This is a genomic window from Bradyrhizobium sp. USDA 4369, from assembly GCF_054056435.1.
Genome location: NZ_JBSRYH010000001.1, coordinates 1807254 through 1832451, shown reverse-complemented (window position 1 = coordinate 1832451; position 25198 = coordinate 1807254). Strand labels below are relative to the sequence as shown.

Here is a 25198-nt window from a genome sequence, read left to right as displayed (position 1 = left end):
AGAAGGGGCAACGCCACGCAGCAGGGGACCGCATGTCGATACCGGAGAACGAGCTGTCGGACGAGCTGAGCCGGCAGGTGGCGGAGACCATCCGCGAGGAGATCGCGCGCCGCCGCATGTCACGGCAGGCGCTGGCGGAGCAGGCGAAGCTGAGCCTGTCGACGCTGGAGAAGGCGCTCGGCGGCCGCCGTCCGTTCACGCTCGCGACCATCGTCCGGCTCGAGCAGGCGCTCGGGATTGCCTTGCGCAAGGCGCCGAGCCCGCCAGTTGCAGCACCAGGCGCAAGTGGCGGCATCGCGCCAGACAGCCTCGGCTCCTATTCGCGGCGGGCGGTGGAGTGGATCGAAGGCACCTATGTCACTTTGCGGCCGTCATTCGGCGACAGGGAGGCGATCTACGCCTACCGCACCGACATCCTCTGGGACGATGCGGCCTCGTCCCTGGTGTTTCGCGAGGGCGCGCGGCTGGATGCGGCATTCACGCAGTTCGGCGAGGTCGCCGTGCCCAACCAGTCCGGCTTCGTCTACCTGGTCACCAACCGCCACGGCCAGCATCGCCTGATCACGGTGTCGCGCCCGACCATTACCGGCGAGATGTACGGCATCATCACGACGCTTCTCGCCGGCCGCGGCTCGCTGCTGACGCCGATCGCAGCCCCCATCGCGCTGTTGCCGCTGCGCAATGTCGTCGAGCCGAGCTTCGGCCGGCTCGGTGCCGACGATCCACACTATGCGCTGTATCGCGAGCACCTGCGCAAGACGGTCGAGGAGCCGTTTGCGCTGTTCGCGCAGAGCGTGCCGTGACTTGTTAGACCACACAACGAACGGCTGTCATTGCGAGCAGCAGCGAAGCAATCCAGAGTCCTCGCGCCGCCCTGGATTGCTTCGCTGCTGTTCAGACCGGGGACATAGCTTACACCTGTTCGGAGGACATAGTTGACACTTTTCGGGCAGCGCAAATCGATCGCTGCGATCTGATGCGCGGCAAAGAAAATTCCGAATTTTCCGTCGGAACTGAGCGGACGAATAGCGAGCCGCTCACCGCGAAAGGCTTGCGGGACTTTCCAGAGCCGTCCCTTGAAACTGACATAGGCCTTGGTGGTGGATACCGAACGGACGATCTCGCCATCGTCGTATTCCACCGTCGGAAGGCGATCCGGCATCGTGCGCTGGCTGGGTCGATAGCGGCTTGCGGGCACATCGAAGTCCAACGCCTCGTGCGGCCGGTCGAGATTGTAGACGGCCCGCCAGTCGTCGAACGCCCGCTGGACGTCGATCAGGTCGCGATAGCGCTTGAGGGCAAAGACCTCGGCCTTCAAGGTGCGGTGGAAGCGTTCGTTCTTGCCCCGGCTCTGAGGATGGTAGGGCCGGCTGTGGATCGTTCGGACGCCGAGCTTCAGAAGCCACACCGTCAGCGTGGTCCAGGGGTCTTCAAGGGTGAAGCCCCAGGGGCCGCCATTGTCGACGAACATCGCATCCGGCAGTCCGTAGCGGCGGAACGTCGTCTCCAAATGGCCTTGTACCGTAGAGCCTCGTTCGTTGTCACAGGCGGCCAGGCACAAGGAGAAGCGCGAGTGGTCGTCCAACGCCGTCAGCGGATGACAGGACACGCCGTTCTCCAGCGCGCTGTGCCCCTTGAAGTCCATCTGCCAAAGCTGATTGGGCGCATCCTTCTCGAAGCGCGTGTAGGGCTGCCCGGGCGTGCCTGCAGGCTCGCTCACGCGATCGTAACGGCGCAGGATGGAGTGCACGGTGGATATCGCCGGGACAGCTTGCCCATCGCGCTCGAGACGACGTGCGAGCTTGCGCGCGCCCCAGGCCGGGTGAGCATCGCGCAGCGCGACAATCTGCTGCTCAGTCGCAGCCGCCGTGCGCTCCGGACTCCGATGCGGCCGCCGCGATCGGTCCGCCAGCGTCGTATCGCCAGCATCATCCCGCTGGATCCACTTGTAGCCGGTCTGGGGGCTGATGCCGAACTGCCGACACAGCTGCCGCCGGTTTACTCCCTCCTGCTTGGCAAGCATCACAAACTCTCGTCGCTGATCCATGACAGACACCTCTCGCCACGGCATCGCTCGCCCCCTTGTTTGACGAATCGAGCCGATTTTGACGTGTCAACCATGTCCCCGAACACCCGTCAGCCATGTCCCCGGGCTAAACACTGCGCTCGCAATGACGGAGCTCTTTGTCGATGACATCGCGCCTCACGGCTTGCCCGGAATGACGCCCGCCGGGCGGGACTGGATCACAGCGTCCCCCGCTTGGTGAGGGTAGGCACGCGAACGCCTGTCGGCGTTCGCTCCGGTCGGCCACCGCAGCTGGAATCGACGCTGCATCGCGCGTCAGCCTAACCCCCGACATCCGCGCTGATGATGTCGCCGAACAGGTCCCATTTGCCGCCCTTGAACTGCATCATCTTGAGCTGCTCGATCGGCGCGAAATCGTTGGGGCCGGTGTTGACCTTGATGCCGGGGATCAGCGTATCCGGCGCGAAGTCCTTCAGGCTGGCGGCCTGCTTCATGACGTTCTCGCGGGTGAGATTGTCGCCGCACTGCTTCAGGGTCTGCACCATGGTCTGCGCCGCGGCATAGCCATAGGCAAGATTGGCGTCGGAGATGTTCGCGCCAGGCATGTACTTGTCGATGAAGGCCATGAACTTCTTCATGCCCTCGTCATCCTTCCACTGCGGATCCGACGGGTCCTTGAGGTAGCCGGCGGAGAGCACGCCCTCGGAGGCGTCGAGGCCGGCTGGCTTCATCACGGCGCCGATCGAGATCGACACGTCGGTCATCAGGTGCATCGGCTTCCAGTCGAGCTCGGCGATCTTCTTGATCGCCTGTGCCGCGAATTTCGGCGTCGCGATGTTGACAAACACGTCGGCGCCGGTGCCCTTGACCTTGACGATATGGGCATCGATCGACGGCTCCGACGTCTCGTAGCTCTCCTCGGCGACGATCATGGTCTTGGCCTTGTCGCCCAGCACCTCCTTGATGCCGAGCAGGTAGTCCTTGCCGAAATCGTCATTAGCATAGAAGATTGCGATCTTCGCGTTCGGCTTCTCCTTGAGAATGTATTTTGCGAAGATCCGCGCTTCGACGCGGTAGCTGGGCTGGAAGCCCATGGTCCAGGGGAATTCCTTCGGCTCATTCCACTTGCTGGCCCCGGTGGCCAGGAACAGCTGCGGCACCTTCTTGGCGTTGTGATATTTCTGCACGGCGGTCTGGGTCGGCGTGCCCAGCGCGTTGAAGACGAGGAAGACCTCGTCGCTCTCGATCAGCTTGCGCACCTGCTCGACCGTTTTCGGCGGGCTGTAGCCGTCGTCATAGGAGATGAAGTTGATCCGCCGGCCGTTGACGCCGCCCTGATCATTGATCATCCTGAAATAGGCCTCCTCGGTCTTGCCGATGATGCCGTAGGCCGAGGCCGGCCCGCTATAGGCCTCGACATTGCCGATCTTGATCTCGGTGTCGGTCACCCCGGTGTCGTATTTCTTCTGGGCGAGCGCACTCTGGCTCGCGAGGACGGAAAAGGCGGCCGCGGCCGCGAGAGAGAGCAGAGTCCTGGTCGTCATCGGCAACATTCCCTGGGCTTCCTCTGGTTGGTCTTATGGGTCTTGTCGAGCAGTCGTGCGCAGCTTCCGCTGAGCATTCGATCGTCACGACGCCTGCTGGATGAGATCGACCGCTGACGCCGGCGCAAAGCTCTTGCGCAACGTCGGCTTGTGGATCTTGCCGGTGGCGTTGCGCGGCAGCGCGTCGACGAAGCGGACGGTGCGCGGGCATTTGAAGCGCGCGAGGTTGGCCTGGCTGTGGGCGAGGATCTCAGCCTCACTCAGCGTATGTCCCGGCTTCACCGCGATGATCGCCATGCCGGTCTCGCCCCATTGCGGATCGGCGATGCCGATCACGGCGGCTTCGGCCACCGCGCTCAGCTGGTGCAGGACGTTCTCGACCTCGGCCGGATAGACGTTCTCGCCGCCGGAGATGTACATGTCCTTCCAGCGGTCGACGATGTAGTAGAAGCCTTCGTCATCCACGCGCGTGGCATCGCCGGTGTGCAGCCAGCCGTCGGTGAACGAGGACCGGTTGGCGTCCGGCCTGTTCCAGTAGCCCGGTGTCACGTTCGGTCCACGGACCCAGAGCTCACCGAGCTCGCCGACATCGGCATCCGTCCCGTCGGGGCGGACGATGCGCACCTCGGTATGCAGAACGGGCTTGCCGGCGGAGCCGGCCTTGCGCCCGGCATCTTCGCGGTCGAGCGCGAGCACGGCGGGCGAGGTCTCGGTCATGCCATAGCCCTGCTGCAGCGCGACGCCGCGCGCCTCCCAGGTGCTGAGCAGCGGCACCGGCATCGGCGCGCCGCCGACGCCGCCGATCACCAACCGGCTGAAATTGGCGGTCGCGAACGCCGGATGCTGCGCCATGAACTGATAGATCGCGGGCACGCCGAAGAACACGTTGATGCCTTGGGCGGGATCGCTGATCAGCTGCAGCGCCAGCCCGGGATCAAAGGCGCGCATGATCAGCACAGTGCCGCCGACATGCATCACCGGATTGGTGTAGCAGTTGAGCCCGCCGGTGTGGAACAGTGGCAGCACGGTCAGCAGAACTGATGACGGCGTGATATAGGCCGGGCCGCCGAGATTGACGCAATTGTAGAACGTCATGCCGTGGGTGATCATGGCCCCCTTGGGCTGGCCCGTGGTGCCCGACGTGTACATGATGGTCGAGACATCATCGAGCGTGACCGGCTCGATCGTGGCGAGCGGTTTCGCCGCGGCGATTGCCTGCTCGTAGCTGCCGGTGGCGCCGTAGCGCAGCGTCGTCGCGACACCACACAGCCGGCTGACGCTCAGCGCGGTATCAGCGAGGTCGTCATCATGGATCATGACCTTGGGCGCGGCGTCGCCGACGATGAACTGCAGTTCGGGCACTGTCAGCCGGGTGTTTAGCGGCACGAAGATCGCGCCGACGCGGAAGCAGGCGAACTGCACCTCCAGCGTATCGGTCGCGTTCAGCGCCAGCACTGCGACGCGATCGCCCTTGCCGACGCCGCAGACGTCGCGGAGATGACTGGCGAGGCGTGCGACGCGGGCATCGAATTCCGCATAGGTGAGGCGTCGGTTGCTGCCGAGATCGACCATCGCGGTCTTGGCCGGCGTGCGCCGGGCATGATGCGCAATCCAGTCGTAATACCGTACTGGCACGGGGTTCCCTCCTGGTATCAGGCGATCTGATGCCGCCTTGATCGCGATGCGCTGGTCTTTGTCTGCGCGTTCCACCTGACGAGAAGCGATGCGCGCAATGCTTTTGGCCCGAGTGGGCCGGTGTGTGCATTGCACTGTCTTGCGTCCAGGCGCTGTTGGCGGGCAACCGACGCGTCCCCGCTGCGCGCGATTTCAGCAGTCAGCCACTCGACGCAAGGCGTTACCGCCGCTTCCGGCCATTCTGACGAAGCAGCAACCAGAGCTCCGGCACCGATGACCAAGAGTCCGTTCTACACGGCCGAGCACGAGGCCTTCCGCGACGTGGTCAGGCGATTCGTCGAGAAGGAGATCGCCCCGTTCGCGAGCGCGTGGGACGAAGCCGGTGAGTTCCCGCGCGCGCTGTACGCGAAAGCCGCCGAGATCGGCCTGCTCGGACTCGGCTTTCCGGAGGAGTTCGGCGGTGTCCCGGCCGACCAGTTCATGCACATCGTCGCCTCGCAGGAGCTGGCCCGTGCGGGAGCCGGCGGCGTCAGCGCCAGCCTGATGAGCCATTCGATCGGTGCGCCGCCGATCGCGCGCGCGGCGAGGCCGGAGGTCCGCGCCAGGGTGCTGCCGGAGATCCTTGCGGGACGGAAAATCTCGGCGCTCGCGATCACCGAGCCGAGTGGCGGCTCGGATGTCGCCAATCTCCGGACCAAGGCCGTCCGCGATGGCGATCATTATGTCGTCAGCGGCGAGAAGACCTTCATCACCTCGGGCATGCGCGCGGACTATATCGCCGTCGCGGTGCGCACCGGCGGCCCAGGGCCGTCCGGGGTGAGCCTGCTGCTCGTTCCTGGCGACACGCCCGGGCTGACGCGCACCAAGCTGAACAAGATGGGCTGGTGGGCGTCGGATACGGCCACCCTGCATTTCGACGGCTGCCGGGTGCCGGTCGAGAACCTGATCGGCGAGGAAGGGCAGGGCTTCAAGCTGATCATGCACAATTTCAACAGCGAGCGGATGGGCATGGCGGCGAGCTGCACGGCGTTCGCCCGCGTCTGCCTGGAGGATGCGATCGCCCATGCCAAGGAGCGGCACACCTTCGGCAAGCCCTTGGCGCAGCACCAGGTCATCCGGCACAAGCTGGTCGACATGGCGCAGCGCGTCGCGGCCTCGCAGGCGATGCTGGAGATGCTGGCGTGGCGGCTCGAACAGGGCGATAATCCCGTTGCCGAGATCTGCATGATGAAGAACCAGGCGACGCAGACCATAGCCTATTGCGCCTCCGAGGCGGTGCAGATCTTCGGTGGCGCCGGCTTCATGCGCGGCATTCGCGTGGAACGCATCTACCGTGAGGTCAAGGTCAACGCGATCGGCGGCGGCACCGAGGAGATCATGAAGGACCTGGCCAGCCGCCAGATGGGATTGTGACGAGTCGCGCGCCACTGTCCATGGAGTTGATCGTGGAGACTATCCCGATGTGGCCGTCCTTCGAGACGCCCGCCTGCGGCGGGCTCCTCAGGACAAGGGCTTTTGTTGCGGCGACACGGACGAAGGATCCTCATGGTGAGGAGCACCGCGTCCGGGCCGCAGCGTCATGAACGCGTGTTGAGCGCGGAGCGTCCCGAACCATGAGGCCCCGATGCATCTTGGTGTCTGCCGCCGCGCCCAGAAATGACGAGAGGAATTGAGATGCTCTTCACCGCCGACCACGACGAGCCGCGCCGCATCCTGCAGAAGTTCATCGCTGCCGAGATCAACCCTCACGTCGACGAATGGGAGGCGGCCGGCATATTCCCCGCGCATGAGCTGTTCAAGAAGCTTGGCAGCCTCGGCTTTCTCGGCCTCAACAAGCCGGTCGAATTCGGCGGCCAGGGGCTGGACTATTCCTACGCGCTGATGATGGCCGAGGAGCTTGGCGCGATCACTTGCGGCGGCGTGCCGATGGCGATCGGGGTGCAGACCGACATGGCGACGCCGGCGCTGGCGCGCTTCGGCTCGGATGAGCTGCGGCGCGAATTCCTGGCGCCCGCGGTTTCCGGCGATGCGGTGGTCTGCCTCGGCGTGTCGGAGACCGGTGCGGGCTCGGACGTCGCCTCGATCAAGACCACGGCCCGCTCCGACGGCGATGACTATGTCATCAACGGGGGCAAGATGTGGACCACCAATGGCACCCAGGCCGACTGGATGTGCCTGCTCGCCAACACCGGCGACGGACCGGTCCATCGCAACAAGTCGCTGATCATCGTTCCGATGAAGACCAAGGGCGTGCAGATCGCCCGCAAGCTCGACAAGCTCGGCATGCATTCGTCCGACACCGCGCAGATCTTCTTCGACAATGTGCGCGTGCCCAAGCGCAACCGGGTCGGCGAGGAGGGGCAAGGCTTCACCTACCAGATGCTGCAGTTCCAGGAGGAGCGGCTGTGGGGCGCGGCGGCCTGCCTGAAGTCGCACGAATACATCATCGCGAAGACGATCGAATACACGCGCGAGCGCAAGGTGTTCGGCCGCAGCGTGCTCGACAACCAGGTGATCCATTTCAAGCTCGCGGAGATGCAGACCGAGGTCGAGCTGTTGCGCGCGCTGATCTATCGGGCCGCCGAAGCGCTGATCGCCGGCGAGGACGTCACCCGGCTCGCAACCATGGCCAAGCTCAAGGCCGGCCGCCTTGGTCGCGAGCTGACCGATGCCTGCCTGCAATATTGGGGCGGCATGGGCTTCATGAACGAGACGCCGGTCAGCCGCGCCTATCGCGACGCCCGGCTGACCTCGATCGGCGGCGGCGCCGACGAGGTGATGCTGACGATCCTGTGCAAGATGATGGGCACCTTGCCCGGCACCGGCAAAGCGGGGAACGCCTGATGATCACGCTGTATCATTGCGACGGCGCCCGCTCGTTCCGCCCGCTGTGGATGCTGGAGGAGCTCGGGCTCGCCTATGAATTGAAGATGCTGCCGTTCCCGCCGCGGGTGCTGGCCAAGGACTATCTCGCCATCAATCCGCTCGGGACGATCCCGTTTCTGATCGACGGCGAGACCAGGATGACGGAGTCCTCCGGCATCTGCCACTATCTCGGCATCAAGCATGGCCCGACGCCGCTGATGGTCGGACCTGAGGAGAAGGACTACGGCACGTTCCTGAACTGGATGTATTTCTCCGACGCGACGCTCACGTTCCCGCAGACGCTGGTGCTGAGATACGGTCAGCTCGAGCCGGATGAGCGACGCTCGCCGCAGGTGGCGGGCGATTATGCCAAATGGTTTCTGGGCCGGCTGCGTGCGGTGGAGGCAGCGACGGGGAATGCCGAGTTCTTGAGCGCCGGCCGGTTCACCGCGGCCGACATCGTGATCGGCTACGCGTTGCGTCTCGCCGAGACGATCGGGCTGTCGAAGGACTTCGGTCCGAATGTGGCCGGCTATTGGGCGCGGCTGCAGCAGCGCGATGGCTATCTGCGGGCCCAGGCGGCCGAGCAGCGCGCCGGCGTGGAGCAGGGGGTCGCGCCGCGCGTGCGGCCATGACCGGTGTCGCTCATAGCGACGATTAACCGCGACAAAAATCGGCAGTGACAGCCGATGACAGCGGCGCGAATTGCGCTATGGTCCACCTCCAAAGAAGCGGCCGACAGAGCCGCGCCTCAGGAGGAAGACCATGGATGTGACCCGCCGGGACTCCGGCCATCTCATGCTGATCACGCCCGAGCGCGTCTTCTACGCCGGGCTGCTCGGCCGTCCGCGCCAGCGCTGCTCGGGTGCGTTCCATATTTATGTTGCGCTCACCGGGAGCCTCCGGCTGCTGCCCGAGGGGGGCGAGGAGCGCTGCGGCGAGCTGCTGGTCGTGCCGCCCAACAAGCAGCATACGATCGAGAGCGATTACCGCACCGTGATCGTCGTGACGATCGAGCCGGAAAGCGTGCCGATCGGCACGCTGGATCGTTTCGCTAGCAAGGTCACGCGCGAGGCGGAAGCCTATGCCTGCCGCATCCGCGCCGCCTATGAGGAGCTGGTGCAGCGGCCGCTGAGCGGCGACGTCACCAGCGCGATCTTCGATCGGCTGTGTTTCGGCGAGGTGCTGCCGCAGCGTTCGCTCGACCCGCGCGTGGTCAAGGCGATCGGCCTGATCAGCCGTTTCTCCGGCGAGCCCGCCACGGCCGAGAGCTGTGCGGCGGCGGTTGGGCTGTCGACCTCGCGCTTCCTGCATCTGTTCAAGGAGGAGACCGACATCTCCTTCCGTTCGTTCCGGGCCTGGAAGCGCGCGCGGCATCTGCTGAACTATGCCAACCAGGATCTCAACCTCGCGCATCTCGCGCAGGACATCGGCTATCCCGATTCGACCCATTTCAGCCATTCGATCCGCCGCTTCTATGGCCTGAAGCCGCGCGCGATCTTCTCCGGCTCGCGCGATCTTGCGATCTACCGCGCCGGCGAGGCGGCCTTGACCTGATCGGGTCTCGCGGCGCGCCGTGTGAGAGCGGCGCGCAGCGGGAACTTCGACAGTTCGAGCACGATCAGCGTCGCGATGGCGGCGCCTGCGGTCAGCATCAGATCGTCGGCGTGCAGCGGGCCGAACCGGAACAGCGCCGTTGCGGCCGGCAGCATCAGGCTGGTCGCGAGCACGGCGATGACGAAGCCGATCACCAGCAGCAGCACGCGATTCGGCCGCAGCAGCGCTTCGCGCAGCGAGCTCGAGAACGAGCGGTTGACGAAGATCAGGCTGACGATCACCGACACCAGCACGAAGAACACCAGCGCGCGGATCTCGTCGGCGGGCATGCTGGCCCGGCTCGCCAGCAGCAGCACGGCTCCGGTCACCCCCATTGCCAGGATGCCCTGCAGCGTGCCCCACAGCACCAGCGGACGCGGCAGCAGCGGCTCCTGCGGATCGCGTGGCGGCCGCCGCATGATGTCGCTTTCCTCGGTCTCGGCCTCGAACACCAGCGAGCAGACGGGATCGATGATCATCTCGAGAAAGGCGATGTGCACCGGGCCGAGCAGCAATGGCAGGCCGGTCACGAGCGGCAGCAGCGCCAGCCCGGCGATCGGGAAATGCACCGCAAGGATGAAGCTCATCGCCTTGCGCAGATTGTCGTAGATCCGCCGGCCCAGCTGGACCGCCTTGACGATCGAGCCGAAATCGTCGTCGAGCAGCACGATCGCAGCGGCCTCGCGCGCGACGTCGGTGCCGCGGCCGCCCATCGCGATGCCGATATGGGCGGCCTTCAGCGACGGCGCATCGTTGACGCCATCGCCGGTCATCGCGACGATCTCGCCATCGGCCTTCAGCGCCGAGACGATGCGCAGCTTCTGCTCCGGCATGATGCGCGCGAACGCTGTCGGCCGGCGCGCCGCCTGCGCCAGCGTCTCGTCGTCGAGGGTCGACAGCTCGGTGCCGGTGATGACGCGCTCAGGATCGAGCCCGGCCTGTCGCGCGATCGCCGCCGCCGTGGCCGGATAGTCGCCGGTGATCATGATGATTCGGATGCCGGCAGAGCGGCATTGCGCGACGGCATCGGCGACCTCCGGCCGCAGCGGATCGGCAAAGCCGACCAGGCCGCAGAAACCGTAGGCGAAGCCCTGCTGGGTGTCTGGCAGCGCTTCGCCGCGCCAGCTCGCTTCGGCGACGCCGAGCACGCGCAGTCCGTCGGCGGCGAGGGTCTCGACACGCGCCTGTAGCGCGTCCAGCGCGGCACCGCCAAGACCGCAGAGCGTCGCGATCGCCTCCGGCGCACCCTTGGCGGCGACGACGGTGGCGCCGCCGCGCGACCAGACATTGGTCATCGCGAGCAGATCCGGACGCAGGCCGTAACGCCGTTGCAGGGTGGCGCCGACGATCGCTTCGGTGTCGAGCGCCTGCAGGGCTCGCTCCATCGGATCATGCGACTGCGGGTCGCAGGCGAGCACGGCGGTGGCGACGAGATCGCGGAATGCCGGCGTCACCGCGTCCGGCGTTGCCCCGGCGGGGTGCAGCCCCTCGCCGTCGGGACGCACCAGCCGCGCCACCATCATCCGGTTCTGCGTCAGGGTGCCGGTCTTGTCGGTGCACAGCACCGTCGCGGCGCCGAGCGATTCGATCGCCGCGGCACGCCGCGTCAGCACCCGTGCCTGCGAGATGCGCCAGGCGCCCATCGCGAGAAATACGGTGAGCACGACCGGGAATTCCTCGGGCAGCATCGACATGCCCAAGGCGATGCCGGCCAGAATTCCCTCCAGCCAGCCGCCGCGATAGAGCGCATAGAGAACGACCGTGATCGCCACCACGATGCCGCCGCCGATCGCGAACGCCATGACGAGACGTCGCGTCTGCTGCCGCAGGCGCGGCGTCTCGGTCTCCAGCGTGCTGACCGATTGGCCAATCTTGCCGATCGCCGTGCGCGGTCCCGTCGCGATCACTTCGGCAATGCCGCCGCCGCGCACCACGAGGCTGCCCGAGAACACGAAGGGCTGATCGTCGCCGCCAGCCGTTGCGGCCATGTCCATCGCCTCGTTCTCGGCCGGCCGCTTGCGTACCGGCACGGATTCGCCGGTCAGCAGCGATTCATCCGTCAGCAGATCGTCACATTGCTGCAGCACCGCGTCGGCCGCGACGCGGTCGCCCTCGGCGAGCACGATGACGTCGCCGCGCACCACCTCGCGCCCGGCGATGCGGCTACGTTCGCCGCCGCGGATCACCAATGCGCGGGGGCTGGACAGGTCGCGCAGCGCTTCCAGCACCCGCTCGGTGCGTGCCTCCTGCACGATGGTGATGGCCACCGAGGCCGAGGCGAACACGCCGAGCAGCAACGCCTCGGCCAGATCGCCGAGCGCGAGGTAGATCCCGCCGCCCGCCAACAGCAGCAGCAGCATCGGTTCCTGCAGCACATCGGCGATCAGCCGCAAGATCGAACGCGCGCCGGCCTGCGGCAGCTCGTTGAAGCCCTCGGCCTGCAGCCGCCGCGCGGCCTCGGCGGCGCTCAGGCCGAGCGAGACGGCTGGCGCTGGTTGTGTATCGATCGGCATTGCACGTCCTGTGATGGGAGGAGCTGGAACCGCTTATCGCTGATCCCAGAAGCCGGCTTGATGCAGAGCAATACCCGGTTGCGTGCTCCCAACCAGCGAGTCAACGCAAGCAGATTTGGCTTGGACATCATCATATGTGACCCGGATCAGCATCGCGCTGCGACGCACAGCCTATCGAACGAGTGCCATGAGCAACAAAGCCGTCATCACCTGCGCGCTGAACGGCGTGCTCACCGATCCCCGGCAGCATCACGTGCCGGTCACGCCCGAGGAAATGGCGCGCGAGGCCCGCCGTGCCTTCGACGCCGGCGCCGCGATCATGCATATCCATCTGCGCCAGCAGGCGCCGGGCAAGGGCCATCTGCCGTCATGGGAGGTGAATGTCTCCCGCGAGATTCAGCAGGCGATCCGCGAGGCCTGTCCGGGCGTGATCATCAACCACACCTCGGGTGTGTCGGGCCCGAACTATCAGGGCGCGCTCGATTGCATCCGGGAGACGCGGCCGGAGATCGCGGCCTGCAATGCCGGCTCGCTGAACTATCTGAAGGTCAAGGCCGACAACAGCTGGGCCTGGCCGCCGATGATGTTCGACAACTCGGTCGAAAAGATCCAGGACTATCTCGCCGCGATGAAGGACGCGCACACGATCCCGGAGTTCGAGTGCTTCGATGTCGGCATCGTGCGCTGCGTCGGCATGTACCGCCAGACCGGGATGTATGGCGGGCCGCTGGAGTACAATTTCGTGATGGGCGTCGCCTCCGGCATGCCCGCCGATCCCGAGCTGCTGCCGATCCTGCTCAGGCTGAAGCTGCCGGAGGCGCATTGGCAGGTTACCGCGATCGGCCGCGCCGAGATCTGGCCGCTGCATCAGCGCTGCGCCGAGCTCGGTGGCCATCTCCGCACCGGCCTGGAGGACACGTTCTATCTCGCCGACGGCACCAAGGTGACGTCCAACGGCCAGCTGATCGAGGCCATCGCCGCCTGCGCCCGCCGTGCTGGCCGCGAGATCGCCAGTCCCGCCGAGGCGCGGCAGATGTTTGGAACGGTGAACTGAACGCAGCATGCGCCGTCATTGCGAGGAGCGAAGCGACGAAGCAATCCAGAGTCGCGCACTCGGCCCTGGATTGCTTCCGCCTTCGCCCGATTGGCTTCGGCGGACACGTCATCGCCTTCGGCTCCTCGCAATGACGTGAAGGGGGAAGGATTAAACCAATGACCAATCTCGACGCCACTGGCGGCGTTTCCGGTCCGGGCCGCATCGGCCGGGTCGCGATCGGCGATCTCCTGAAGCGCGCCGCGCGGCGCTTCCCGGAGCGCGTCGCAATCACGGACGGCGGCCGCCGGGTCACCTTCACCGAGCTGGAGCGTGACGCCAACCGGTTCGCCAACTACCTGGTCGCAAAGGGCTTGAAGCCGGGCGAGAAGATCTCGACCGTCTGCAACAACTCGATCGAGTTCGTCAAAGCGCTGTTCGGCATCCATCGCGCCGGTCTCGTCTGGGTGCCGATCAATACCATGCTCGGCCCGGCCGACATGGATTATATCCTCGGCCACGCCGAGGTCCGCTTCGCCATCATCGACGATAATCTCCATGCGCAGCCGGAGCGGCGCGCGGCGCTGGACAAGCGCGGCGTCGAGCTGATCGCGGTCGACCTCACCGGCACGGCCCAGGCGGCGGGGCTTGCGAGCTTCAACGAGCTGATCCACGGCCACTCCGAGATCGAGCCGGATATCGAGATCAACGACCGCGATCTCGCGATGATCATTTACACCTCCGGCACGACGTCGCGGCCGAAGGGCGCGATGCATTGCCATCTCGCGGTGGTCATGGCGGTCATGAGCAACTGCATCGAGATGCAGCTGTCGCGCGATGATGGCATCACCGGGCAGTTCCCGCTGTTCCATTGCGCCGGCCATGTGCTGCTCTTGAGCTATCTCTCGGTCGGAGGCCGCATGGCGCTGATGCGCGGCTTCGACCCGGTGGCCTGCATGGAAGCGATCGTGCGCGACCGCCTCACCGTGTTCGTCGGCCTGCCGCTGATGTATCAGGCCATCCTCGATCACCCGCGACGCAAGGAGTTCGATCTTTCGCATCTGCGCACCTGCCTCTACACGATGGCGCCGATGGGCCGGCCGCTGCTGGAGCGGGCGATCAAGGAGCTGTGCCCGAACTTCGTGCTGACCAGCGGCCAGACCGAGATGTATCCGGCGACGACGATGTCGCGGCCGGACGTTCAGCTCAACCGCTTCGGCAATTATTGGGGCGAGTCGCTGTTCGTCAACGAAACCGCCATCATGGACGATGCCGGCAATCTGCTGCCGCCCGGCGAGATCGGCGAGCTCGTGCATCGCGGACCCAACGTGATGATGGGCTACTACAAGGACCCCAAATCGACCGAGGACGCGCGAAAGTTCGGCTGGCATCACACCGGCGATCTCGCGGTCATCGACCAGGGCGAGGTGCTGTTCCTCGACCGCAAGAAGGACATGATCAAGTCCGGCGGCGAGAACGTCGCCTCGGTCAAGATCGAGGAGACCCTGCTGGCGCATCCGGCCGTGCAGAACGCCGCCGTCGTTGGCCTGCCACATCCGCAATGGGGCGAGGCGGTCTCGGCTTTCGTCAAGCTCAAGCCCGGCGCACAGGCGAGCGAGACCGAGCTGCTCGATCACTGCCGCAAGTCGCTCGGCGGCTTCCAGGTGCCGAAGCTCGTCCGCGTGCTCCAGGAGATGCCGATGACCGCCACCGGCAAGCTGCGCAAGGTCGAGCTGCGCCAGGCCTATGGCGATCATTTCGCGGCGAAGAGCGCGTGAGCTGCTTCACCAACTCCTTCGTCATTCCGGGATGGCCCGAAGGGCCAGGCCCCGAATCCATAACCACGATCGTGAGTATGGAGTCCAGGCTCGCGCTTCCGCCTTCGCTCTTCGAGCTGCGGCCGACAAGCCACGCACCCCGGAATGACGTTCAATAGCGAGCTTGTTGCTTATGGCCATCATCGACAACACCATCTCTCCCACCGGCGCCGCCTTCCAGTCCAATCGTGACGGCATGCTCGGCCTGATCGGGCGGATGCGCGATCTCGAGGCGCGCACGCGCAACGCCTCCGCTGCGGCGAAGGATCGCTTCCATCAGCGCGGCCAGCTGTTGCCGCGCGAGCGCGTCGCGCTGGTGCTCGATCCCGGCGCGCCGTTCCTGGAACTGTCGACCCTGGCCGGCTACATGTTCGATGTGCCGGACCCGGCGAAGAGTGTGCCGGGCGGCGGCGTCGTGGCCGGCATCGGCTTCGTCTCCGGCGTGCGCTGCATGGTGTCGGCCAATGACGCCGGCATCGATGCCGGCGCGCTGCAGCCCTACGGTCTCGACAAGACGCTGCGGGTGCAGGAACTGGCGCTGGAGAACAAGCTGCCTTACGTGCAGCTGGTCGAGAGCGCCGGCGCCAATCTTTTGCGCTACCGCGTCGAGGATTTCGTGCGTGGCGGCAACATCTTTCGCAACCTCGCGCGGCTGTCGGCGGCCGGTCTGCCGGTCGTGACGGTGACGCACGGCTCCTCCACGGCGGGCGGCGCCTACCAGACCGGTCTGTCCGACTACATCGTCATGGTCCGCGGCCGCACCCGCGCCTTTCTCGCCGGGCCGCCGCTCCTGAAGGCCGCTACCGGCGAGATCGCCACCGAGGAGGAGCTCGGCGGCGCCGAGATGCACACCTCGATCTCGGGTCTCGGCGACTATCTCGCCGAGGACGACCGCGATGCCTTGCGCATCGCCCGCGAGATCATGGGCAAGCTGAATTGGGACCGGCCATTGCGCGACGCGCCGCCGACGAAGCCGCCGCGCTACGACCAGGAGGAACTGCTCGGCATCATGCCGCTCGACCACAAGCGGCCCGTCGACATGCGCCAGGTCATCGCCCGGATTGTCGATGACAGCGACTTCGTCGAGATGTCTCCGAACTACGGCCCCGCCACGGTGTGCGGCCACGCCCGCATTGAGGGCCAGGCGATCGGCATCGTCACCAACAACGGCCCGCTCGATCCCGCCGGCGCCAACAAGGCGACGCATTTCATCCAGGCCTGCTGCCAGTCCCGGACGCCGATCCTCTATCTCAACAACACTACCGGCTACATGGTCGGCCGCGCCTATGAGGAGGCCGGCATGATCAAGCACGGCTCCAAGATGATCCAGGCGGTGACCTCGGCGACGGTCCCTCAGATCACGATCTATTGCGGTGCCTCGTTCGGTGCCGGCAATTACGGCATGTGCGGCCGCGGCTTTCATCCGCGCTTCTGCTTCTCCTGGCCCAACGCCAAGACCGCGGTGATGGGCGGCGAGCAGGCTGCCGAAACGATGGCGATCGTGACGGAAGCGGCCGCGGTACGCCGCGGCAAGCCGGTCGAGCGCGAGAAGCTCGACGCCTTGAAGGCGCAGATCATCGGCGTGTTCGACAGCCAGATGGACGTGTTCGCGACCTCGGCGCGCGTGCTCGACGATGGCGTGATCGATCCGCGCGACACCCGCGCCGTGCTGTCGGAGGTGCTGGCGATCTGCCGCGAGGCTGAGGCGCGTGAGCCGCAGCGCATGCAGTTCTCGGTGGCCAGGCCATGAGCGGAGAGGTGAAAGCGATGTCGCGCAGGCCGTTCCACAAGGTGCTGATCGCCAACCGCGGCGAGATCGCGCTGCGCGTCATGCGCACCGCGCGGCGGCTCGGCCATGGCGTGGTGGCGGTCTATTCCGATGCGGATGGACATGCGCCGCATGTGCGGCTCGCCGACCAGGCCGTCCGCATCGGCGCGCCGCCGCCGGCGCAATCCTATCTGAACATCGCAGCGATCATCGCGGCGGCAAAGGCCACTGGCGCCGATGCCGTGCATCCCGGCTATGGCTTTCTCGCCGAGAACGAGGATTTCGCGCAGGCGTGCACGGATGCGGGCCTCGTGTTCATCGGGCCATCGCCTGACGCGATCGCTGCGATGGGCAACAAGGCCGGCGCCAAGGACATCATGCTGCGGGCCGGCGTGCCCTGCGTGCCCGGCTATCAGGGTGAGGACCAGAGCGACGAGGCGATGCTGCGCGAGGCGCGCCGCATCGGCTTTCCCGTGATGATCAAGGCGGTCGCCGGTGGCGGTGGCCGCGGCATGCGGCTGGTCAGCGATGCAGATGCGTTCCCGGACATGCTGCGCAGCGCGCGCTCGGAAGCGGCCGCTGCCTTCGGTGACGGCACCGTCATCCTGGAGAAGGCGATCGCCAATCCGCGCCACATCGAGATCCAGGTGTTCGGCGACAGCCACGGCCATGCCGTCCATCTCGGCGAGCGCGACTGCTCGGTGCAGCGCCGGCATCAGAAGCTGATCGAGGAGGCGCCGTCGCCCGCCGTCGGTCCGGAGCTGCGCGCGCGCATGGGCGCGGTGGCGGTGCAGGCCGTGAAGGCGCTGGCCTATGAGGGCGCCGGCACACTGGAATTCCTGCTCGATGGCGATGGCCAATTCTACTTCATGGAGATGAACACGCGCCTGCAGGTCGAGCATCCCGTGACCGAGGCGCTCACCGGCCTCGACCTCGTGGAATGGCAGCTGCGTGTCGCCGCTGGCGAGCCGCTGCCGCTCCGTCAGGAGCAGATCAGGCTCGAGGGCCACGCCATCGAGGTCCGGCTGTGCTCGGAGGATCCCGCGCAGGACTTCATGCCGCAATCCGGACGGATGGCGCTGTGGCAGATGCCGGAGGCAATCCGCGTCGAGCATGCGCTGGAATCCGGTGCGGAGATCCCGCCTTATTATGATTCGATGATCGCCAAGCTGATCAGTCATGGCGCGTCTCGCGAGGAAGCGCGGGCGCGGCTGATGGTCGGACTTGAGCAGGCCGCGGCGCTCGGCGTCACGACGAACCAGGCTTTCCTGCTGTCATGCCTGCGGCATCCGGCGTTTGTTGCCGGCAAGGCGACCACCGCGTTCATCGCGGCGCATCGCGATGATTTGAACGCGCCGGCCGTCGCTGCGGCGGACGTTGCGCTGGCCGCGCTTGTGCTCTCCGTCAGCCATCCACTTGCGCATCCCGTCGGCGGTGGCCGCTCGCTGGCCGCAAGCTTCGCGACGCCGTTGCGGTTCGAGATCGGTGGCGCGGTTCGTGAAGCTGAGTTGTTGCGCGAGCGCGACGGGAGCTATCGCGTGACGTGTGACGGGATCGAACATGGCTGCGAGGTCATCTCGCTGGAAGCCGATACGATTCGTGTTCGTCACGGCGATCTCACCGAGAGCGCGAGCTTCGTGCGTGCCGGCGATCGGCTGTTCGTGCAACATCGCGGTCAGACGCTGGCCCTCCGCGACCTCACGCTGGCTGCACCGCAATCCTCCGCAGCCGCCGGCGGCGACGGCAAGGTCCGCGCCGCCTTGAACGGGCGCGTGGTGGCGGTGCTGGTCAAGCTCGGTGATCGCGTCGCGGTGGGGCAGCCGGTCGTCACTTTGGAAGCCATGAAGATGGAGCACGTCCACGCCGCCGGCCTCGCCGGAACGGTGACCGCGATCGAGGTTGCCGAGGGCGATCAGGTGACGACAGGCCGGATCGTGGTGGAGATCGCGGCGTGAGCGTTGGACCGGCTTGATTGTAAGGCACCCGCCTTGCCCAGAGTCAGTCTGGCGCCGGCCTTGATTCCGCTGCCAGCGCGGGACCGGCCAGTCTCACTGGTGCAATTGCCGCTTCAACGTCGCCACCAGCCGGGCGGTCTGGAACGGCTTCGAAAGCAGCGGAGCGGTGGCGAATTCCTCCGGACATTGGTCAACGGCATAGCCGGTCACGGCGACGAAGGGCACACCGGCGGCGATCAAGGCGCGCGCGATCGGTGCCGAGGTCTCCTGGCCGAGATTGACGTCGAGCACGGCGAGATCGCAACGCTGTCGCTCCAGGAGATGCAGCGCCTTCGCGACCGTCGGCGCGACACCAACGACGTTGAAGCCTGCTTCCTCCAGCTCGACGGAGAGATCGAAGCCGATCATGGGATCGTCCTCGACGATCAGGACATTGATCTTGTCAGCGACGGGCATGGATGCTGCCGCGGCTGAGGCGTTGCAGGGGGCATCTCAGGTGCCAGCGCAGTCCGGCGGGCGCGAAATCGACATCGACCATCCCATCCAGCCCGGCCCGGACCATGTCGGAGATCACGCGGCTTCCGAAGCCGCTATGTGTCGGCGGCGAAACCGCGGGTCCGCCGCTTTCGCGCCAAATCATCTCCAAGTCTTCGCCGTCGCGGACCCAGCGGAGCGTGACATGTCCGTCGTCATTGGACAGCGCGCCATATTTGGCGGCGTTGGTCGCGAGCTCGTGCACCGCCATGCCGATCGCCTGGGCCGCTTCCGGGGTCAATTCGATCTCCGGACCGTCGATCGCGATGCGGTTGCCGACCAGGTCGCTGAACGCGCCGAGTTGGGAACGGACGAGGCCGCCGAGCGGAATGAAGCGCCAGTCGTTCTGGATCAGGAGATCCTGATTGCTCGCGATCGCCTGCAGGCGCTGCAGGAAGCGTTCGAGATCGAGCGGCCGGCCCCGGCGTGTCATCTGCCGGGCGATGGCCTGCACCAGCGACAACAGGTTCTTGCTGCGATGATTGACCTCGGCGAGCAAGCTGCGCAGCTGCTCCCTGGTCTGGCGCTTGTCGGTGATGTCGCGCACGATCTTGGACGCGCCGATGATACGGCCATCGGAGTCGCGGACCGGCGACACCGTCACCGACACGTCGATCAACGCGCCGTCCTTGCGCAGGCGGATCGTCTCGAAATTGTCGATGATCTCGCCGGAGACCACGGTGGCGAGAATGCGGTCCTCTTCGGCCTGGCGCTCCAGCGGGATGATGGTGCGGATCGAGCGGTCGATCATCTCCTCTTCCGAGAAGCCGAAGATGCGCTCGGCGCTCCTGTTCCAGCTGGTGATGGTGCCATCCAGGGTCTTGCTGACGACGCCGTCGGACGACGAGGCGACGATGGCTGCCAGCATGGCGGCGCCGCGTTCCGCCTTCTTGGTCAAGGTCACGTCGCGGATGATCTCCGAAATACCGACGACAGCCGCCTGCAGGCTGCGCACCGGCGAATAGGTGATTGAGACCTCGATCGGCCGGCCCTGTTTGCTGAGCCGGACCGTCTCGAAGCTCTCGACCGATTCACCCGTCGCGATCCGGGCTCGAATGTTGCGCGCCTGCTCGTGCAGTTCCGGGGGAATGATGTCCGCCACCGGCCTGCCGATCATCTCCGCCGCGCTGTAGCCGAGCATCCGTTCGCAGGCGGCATTCCAGCTACGGATGGATCCGTCCGTGGTCGTACTCAGGATCGCATCGGCCGACGAGTCCACGATCGCGGCGAGATGAGCCCTGTCATCATCGCTCACATGGGCCATGGGGGAGGCGCCGGGCATTCCGTGCACGTGGCGGGCTCCTTGCTAACGGGACGACGGAGAGGATGCCGCACACACGATTACCAACTTGTTTGTGTACGAATGCAAGGGCTATCTCGTTCGTTGCTTGTTGTTGGTTTTCCGGCAACGAGGACAGGTAACACGGCCGTGGCCGATAGCGGTCGCTGCGACGTGCTCCAGCTCACCGCGGCGATCACCTGTAACGTCGGTCTGACGATTTTGTTCCGCCGGACCTCCCTGAAAGGTTCGGGAAATCGCGGCGCCGAGGCGGTCTGCGGCGGCGGCTTCACCCATTCGCAAGCACCAGCGTCGCGCCGGAACTTTGGATCCCGCTCGGCCGAGCGGGCTACCGACGCTTACTGACCGAGGCTGAGGATGTAGCTCGCGAGATCGGCTGCATCCGCCGCTGTGAGTGGATTGTTAGCCATGGTGGCGTGAGGCAGGAGAAGGAACTGGACCAGTGTTTCCTTCGTCAGGCCCGGCTTGGTCGCAATCGCCACGAATGGCCGGGCGCGGCGGAACTTGGGGGTCTCTGTGCCGACGACATGGCACGCGGCGCACCAGCGCTCAGCGAGCTGGCGCCCATGATCGGGGTCCTCGGCATTCCCTGGAACCGTCGCCATCAGCAGCAGCGCCATGATCGACAACGCGGTGGCTCGACGCACGGGCGGCACTCCTCATAGCGGCTGGTCGTCGTCGGTCGACGGCTGATCCTGGAGCGAGACGATATCGCCGCCGCCGAACTCCTCCTCCGGGGGCGGGTAGACCCACATGTGGTCGCGCACGTCGCGGACGCCCTGGACGCTCTTGGCCGCGACGATCGCGGTTGCCCGCTCCTGGTCGTTGCGCACTGCACCGGTGAGATGCGCGACGCCGTTGCGGACGACGACATTGAAGCGGCAGTGTTTGCAGGCGGCCTGGTCGAGCGCGTCGAGGATGGCCGTGCGGAGCCCATCATCGTCAGGGGTGGGGCCCGGTACCGCCGTGGCGAGATCGGCCAGGGTCTGGACGAAGTCGGTGTGAGTGACCATGCCGACCAGCCGCTCGCCACTGACGACCGGCAGGCGCTTGATGCTGCGCTTCTCCATGATCGCGGCGATCTCGGCGAGACTCGCATCGGGGCTGACTGTGGCCGCAGGCCGGCTCATGATGTCGCCCACGGTGCGGCCATGGGAATGGACGAAATCGGCGCCGATGCGGCCCCGCCCGACCAGCAGGTCGAGCCAGCGGCCCTGCTTCCGCTCGGTGCCGAGCTCGGCCCGACGGAGGAAGTCGCCATCGGTGACCATGCCGACCAGTCGCCCGGCGGCATCGACCACCGGCAGTCCGCCGATGTGATTGCGGAGCATGATCCGCGCTGCCTCGGCCACCGGGGTTCCCGGCGTCACGGTGATGACCGATCTCGTCATGATCTGATGAGCGCGCATGTCGTGATCTCGCGAAAAGGGCTGCTGTCGCAATCAAGCAAACATAGCCCCAGGTGTCGCCGTGCGCTTGACCAGGATCAACGCCGTCCCGGGTGTCCTACACGATCCGCGAGGTTTTGTTGCCCCAATAGCGATCGCGCAGCAGGCGCTTGTACAGCTTGCCGGTCGGCAACCGCGGCAGCTCCTTCTCGAAATCGATCGAGCGCGGCACCTTCTGGCGCGACAGCGACTGTCGGCAGAATGCGATCAGCTCCTCTTCGAGCTCGGCGCTGGGTGCAATGCCGGACATCGGCTGGATCACCGCCTTCACCTCTTCGCCGAGATCCGGATTGGGCACGCCGAACACGGCGGCGTCGGCGACCTTGGGATGGGTGATCAGCAGGTTCTCGCATTCCTGCGGATAGATGTTCACGCCGCCCGAGATGATCATGAAGGTGGCGCGGTCGGTGAGGTAGAGATAGCCGTCGGCATCGACATAGCCGACATCGCCGACGGTGCTCATCGTGCCGTCGGCCGAGCGTGCCTCCTTGGTGCGCTCGGGATCGTTGAAATATTCGAACGGAGAGCCGGTCTTGAACCACACCGTGCCGGCGGTGCCGACCGGGCAGGGCTGCATGGCCTCGTCGAGGATGTGCAGGTCACCGAACAGCACCTTGCCGACGGTACCGCGATGCGCGAGCCATTGTTCGCTGTCGCAGGCCGTGAAGCCGAGCCCTTCGGTGGCCCCGTAATATTCGTGAATGATCGGTCCCCACCAGCGGATCATGTCCTCCTTGACCTGCGCCGGGCAGGGCGCGGCGGCATGAATCGCGACTTCGAGCGACGACAGGTCGTAGCGGCTGCGCACCTCCTCCGGCAGCTTCAGCATGCGCGAGAACATCGTCGGCACCAGCTGGGTGTGGGTGATGCCCCATTGCTCCACGAGCTGCAGATAGCGCTCGGGGTCGAACGTCTCCATGATGATGGCGGTGCCGCCGCTGCGGATGGTGAGGTTGACGGCGGCCTGCGGCGCGGAGTGATAGAGCGGCGCCGGCGACAGATAGATCATGCCTTCGCGGTAGCGCCACAGCCTCTCGAGAAAATCGAAGATCGGCAATTGCTGCACCGGCGGCTGCTCGGGCAGCGGCCGGAGGATGCCCTTGGGCCGGCCCGTGGTGCCGGAGGAGTACAGCATCGCCGTGCCCACGCTCTCGTCGGCGATCGGCGTCGCCGGCAGTCCGGCGATGGCCTCCGCGAGGCCGACGATGCGCTCGCTCTCACCAAATTCATTCCGATGCCCGTCGACGACGATGCACAGCTCGATGCCGGGCGCCTCCTTCAGCGCCTCGCGCGCAACGTCGAGCTTGGCGACCGAGGTGATCAGCAGCCGCGACTGGCTGTTGTTGAGGATGTAGGCGAGCTCGCCGGGGGTGAGGTACGAGTTCACGCAGGTGAAATAGAGCCCGGAGCGTTCGCCGGCGCCGCAGGTCTCGAGATAGCGGTCGTTGTTCTCCATGAAGATCGAATAGTGGTCGAGCCGCTTCAGGCCGCGCTTGCGAAACAGATGCGCCAGCCGGTTCGAGCGCGCCTCCAGCTCGCGATAGGTTACCGCCTCGCCGGTGGAGGCCATGATGAACGCGGGCTGCAATGAGCGCAGCCGGGCGTGCTTTCCGGTATACATGAGTCCTCCCTGCGAATGTCTGCCGTTCGGCTTGCAGGAGAGTGCATGAGGGAGAACACGCGAGCGAACTGGCCGGGACGGGGCAACGCCCATCTCACGCCCTCCAGCTGTCTCCTGCCGCATGCACCGTCCCGCGGGACGGCCGCTTATTGCTTGGACGTGACTGTAGCGGAGGAACCGGGAGCCCTCAACACGGCTCTCATTCCATTGGCTGAGGCGGGAAGGGATGGGCGCGGCCGGGGTTCTGGCATAACATGACGGTGCATTCCAAAACGAATGACTTCTCAAGACCAAAAAACTCTGGGAGAGACGATATGAAATCGGGCTTGCTGGCTTTTGCTGCGATTGGCGCGCTGATGACGGCGGCGCCGGCGTGGGCACAGGTCAAGATCGGCATCCTCAACGACCAGTCCGGCGTCTACGCCGATTACGGCGGCAAATATTCCGTCGAGGCCGCCAAGATGGCGATCGAGGATTTCGGCGGCGAGGTGCTGGGGCAGAAGGTCGAGCTGGTCACCGCCGACCACCAGAACAAGCCGGATCTTGCCTCGTCGATCGCGCGGCGCTGGTACGACACCGAGGGCGTCGACATGATCACCGAGCTGACGACCTCGTCGGTCGCGCTGGCGATCCAGGAGCTGTCGAAGGAGAAGAAGAAGATCGACATCGTCGTGGGTGCTGCGACCTCGCGCATCACGGGCGATGCCTGCACGCCCTACGGCTTCCACTGGGCCTATGACACCCGCGCGCTCGCGGTCGGCACCGGTGGCGCGCTGGTCGAATCCGGTGGTGATACCTGGTTCTTCATGACCGCCGACTACGCCTTCGGCTATGCACTGGAAAAGGACACCAGCGACATCGTGACGTCGAAGGGCGGCAAGGTGCTGGGCTCGGTGCGCATCCCGCTGAACTCGTCGGACTTCTCGTCCTTCCTGCTGCAGGCGCAGAGCTCCAAGGCCAAGATCATCGGGCTGGCCAATGCCGGCCTCGATACCACCAACTCGATCAAGCAGGCGGCCGAGTTCGGCATCGTCAAGGGCGGCCAGAAGCTGGCCGGCCTGCTGATGACCCTGTCGGAGGTGCACGGCCTCGGCCTCGAGGCGGCGCAGGGGCTGGTGCTGACCGAGGGCTTCTACTGGGATCATGACGACAAGGCCCGCGCCTTCAGCGAGCGCTTCATGAAGCGCACCGGCCGGATGCCGAGCATGATCCACGCCGGCACCTATTCGGCGACCTTGTCCTATCTGAAGGCGGTGAAGGCTGCGGGCACCAAGGACTCCGACGCGGTGGCTGCAAAGCTGAAGGAGCTGCCGGTCGACGACGCGTTCGCGCAGGGCAAGGTGCTCGCCAACGGCCGCATGGTCCACGACATGTATCTGTTCGAGGTCAAGAAACCGTCGGAATCCAAGAAGCCGTGGGACTACTACAAGCAGCTCGCCACGGTACCCGGCGACAAGGCGTTCTTCTCCGCCAAGGACAGCGGTTGCCCGCTGACGAAGTGACGGCCTCCGACATCGGTGTCGTCCCGGCGAACGCCGGGACG

Annotated in this window: 19 protein-coding genes and 1 pseudogene; 11 read left to right on the top strand and 9 right to left on the bottom strand. The window is 65.9% G+C overall.

All coding sequences use genetic code 11. From position 1 onward, the window contains the following. Positions 1 to 32 precede the first annotated feature (32 nt). A complete protein-coding gene (locus tag ACVIJ6_RS08355) occupies positions 33 to 803 on the top strand; it encodes a helix-turn-helix domain-containing protein (protein WP_456772312.1) in 771 nt (256 codons plus the stop codon). A gap of 95 nt (positions 804 to 898) precedes the next feature. Here ACVIJ6_RS08355 and ACVIJ6_RS08350 read toward each other — a convergent pair. From ACVIJ6_RS08350 to ACVIJ6_RS08340, 3 genes and pseudogenes are all read right to left on the bottom strand, one after another. Next, positions 899 to 2071: pseudogene (locus ACVIJ6_RS08350) on the bottom strand (IS481 family transposase); the annotation flags it as partial. Positions 2072 to 2346: 275 nt separating this feature from the next. Then, entirely contained in the window at positions 2347 to 3579 is a 1233-nt protein-coding gene (locus ACVIJ6_RS08345; protein ID WP_456772311.1) for an ABC transporter substrate-binding protein, read from the bottom strand. 75 nt (positions 3580 to 3654) lie between these two features. After that, a complete protein-coding gene (locus tag ACVIJ6_RS08340) occupies positions 3655 to 5205 on the bottom strand; it encodes an acyl-CoA synthetase (RefSeq protein ID WP_456772310.1) in 1551 nt (516 codons plus the stop codon). A 273-nt stretch (positions 5206 to 5478) separates the two neighbouring features. Here ACVIJ6_RS08340 and ACVIJ6_RS08335 point away from each other — a divergent pair, with 273 nt between their 5' ends. The 4 genes from ACVIJ6_RS08335 (at position 5479) to ACVIJ6_RS08320 (ending at position 9627) form a co-directional block, all read left to right on the top strand. Further along, positions 5479 to 6618, top strand: a complete 1140-nt coding sequence (locus tag ACVIJ6_RS08335; protein ID WP_456772309.1) for an acyl-CoA dehydrogenase family protein — start codon at positions 5479 to 5481, stop codon at positions 6616 to 6618. A 261-nt stretch (positions 6619 to 6879) separates the two neighbouring features. After that, positions 6880 to 8049, top strand: a complete 1170-nt coding sequence (locus ACVIJ6_RS08330) for an acyl-CoA dehydrogenase family protein (protein WP_456772308.1) — start codon at positions 6880 to 6882, stop codon at positions 8047 to 8049. Further along, a complete protein-coding gene (locus tag ACVIJ6_RS08325) occupies positions 8049 to 8705 on the top strand; it encodes a glutathione S-transferase family protein (protein WP_456772307.1) in 657 nt (218 codons plus the stop codon). The genes ACVIJ6_RS08330 and ACVIJ6_RS08325 overlap by 1 nt, the downstream gene beginning before the upstream one ends. 130 nt (positions 8706 to 8835) lie before the next feature. Continuing rightward, positions 8836 to 9627, top strand: coding sequence for an AraC family transcriptional regulator (locus ACVIJ6_RS08320; RefSeq protein WP_250172412.1), 792 nt, complete (start codon positions 8836 to 8838; stop codon positions 9625 to 9627). On the opposite strand, the gene ACVIJ6_RS08315 is transcribed toward ACVIJ6_RS08320, so the two are convergent. Continuing rightward, a complete protein-coding gene (locus ACVIJ6_RS08315) occupies positions 9597 to 12179 on the bottom strand; it encodes a cation-translocating P-type ATPase (RefSeq protein ID WP_456772306.1) in 2583 nt (860 codons plus the stop codon). The genes ACVIJ6_RS08320 and ACVIJ6_RS08315 overlap by 31 nt on opposite strands. Positions 12180 to 12366: 187 nt before the next feature. Between ACVIJ6_RS08315 and ACVIJ6_RS08310 the strand changes: the two genes are divergently transcribed. The 4 genes from ACVIJ6_RS08310 (at position 12367) to ACVIJ6_RS08295 (ending at position 18752) form a co-directional block, all read left to right on the top strand. Beyond that, positions 12367 to 13233, top strand: a complete 867-nt coding sequence (locus ACVIJ6_RS08310; protein ID WP_456772305.1) for a 3-keto-5-aminohexanoate cleavage protein — start codon at positions 12367 to 12369, stop codon at positions 13231 to 13233. Between the two features lie 158 nt (positions 13234 to 13391). Beyond that, a complete protein-coding gene (locus ACVIJ6_RS08305) occupies positions 13392 to 14990 on the top strand; it encodes an AMP-binding protein (RefSeq protein ID WP_456772304.1) in 1599 nt (532 codons plus the stop codon). Positions 14991 to 15162: 172 nt separating this feature from the next. After that, positions 15163 to 16779, top strand: coding sequence for an acyl-CoA carboxylase subunit beta (locus ACVIJ6_RS08300; RefSeq protein ID WP_456772303.1), 1617 nt, complete (start codon positions 15163 to 15165; stop codon positions 16777 to 16779). A 17-nt stretch (positions 16780 to 16796) separates the two neighbouring features. Then, positions 16797 to 18752: an acetyl/propionyl/methylcrotonyl-CoA carboxylase subunit alpha gene (locus tag ACVIJ6_RS08295; RefSeq protein WP_456776933.1), complete on the top strand. Its 1956-nt coding sequence runs from the start codon at positions 16797 to 16799 to the stop codon at positions 18750 to 18752. Positions 18753 to 18845: 93 nt separating this feature from the next. On the opposite strand, the gene ACVIJ6_RS08290 is transcribed toward ACVIJ6_RS08295, so the two are convergent. Further along, a complete protein-coding gene (locus ACVIJ6_RS08290; protein ID WP_083780588.1) occupies positions 18846 to 19208 on the bottom strand; it encodes a response regulator in 363 nt (120 codons plus the stop codon). Continuing rightward, entirely contained in the window at positions 19195 to 20577 is a 1383-nt protein-coding gene (locus ACVIJ6_RS08285; RefSeq protein WP_456772302.1) for a sensor histidine kinase, read from the bottom strand. The genes ACVIJ6_RS08290 and ACVIJ6_RS08285 overlap by 14 nt, the downstream gene beginning before the upstream one ends. 138 nt (positions 20578 to 20715) lie before the next feature. Here ACVIJ6_RS08285 and ACVIJ6_RS08280 point away from each other — a divergent pair, with 138 nt between their 5' ends. Continuing rightward, positions 20716 to 20931, top strand: a complete 216-nt coding sequence (locus ACVIJ6_RS08280) for a hypothetical protein (RefSeq protein WP_456772301.1) — start codon at positions 20716 to 20718, stop codon at positions 20929 to 20931. Here ACVIJ6_RS08280 and ACVIJ6_RS08275 read toward each other — a convergent pair. From ACVIJ6_RS08275 to ACVIJ6_RS08265, 3 genes are all read right to left on the bottom strand, one after another. Next, on the bottom strand, positions 20925 to 21233 hold the full coding sequence (locus tag ACVIJ6_RS08275; protein WP_456772300.1) for a c-type cytochrome: 309 nt from the start codon (positions 21231 to 21233) through the stop codon (positions 20925 to 20927). The two genes, ACVIJ6_RS08280 and ACVIJ6_RS08275, sit on opposite strands and share 7 nt — an antisense overlap. Before the next feature lie 12 nt (positions 21234 to 21245). Next, complete coding sequence (locus ACVIJ6_RS08270) at positions 21246 to 21995, bottom strand: CBS domain-containing protein (RefSeq protein ID WP_456772299.1); 750 nt, start codon at positions 21993 to 21995, stop codon at positions 21246 to 21248. Between the two features lie 97 nt (positions 21996 to 22092). After that, on the bottom strand, positions 22093 to 23655 hold the full coding sequence (locus tag ACVIJ6_RS08265; RefSeq protein WP_456772298.1) for an AMP-binding protein: 1563 nt from the start codon (positions 23653 to 23655) through the stop codon (positions 22093 to 22095). Positions 23656 to 23969: 314 nt separating this feature from the next. On the opposite strand from ACVIJ6_RS08265, the gene ACVIJ6_RS08260 reads away from it, so the two are divergent. After that, entirely contained in the window at positions 23970 to 25157 is a 1188-nt protein-coding gene (locus tag ACVIJ6_RS08260) for an ABC transporter substrate-binding protein (RefSeq protein ID WP_456772297.1), read from the top strand. Positions 25158 to 25198: the final 41 nt, after the last annotated feature.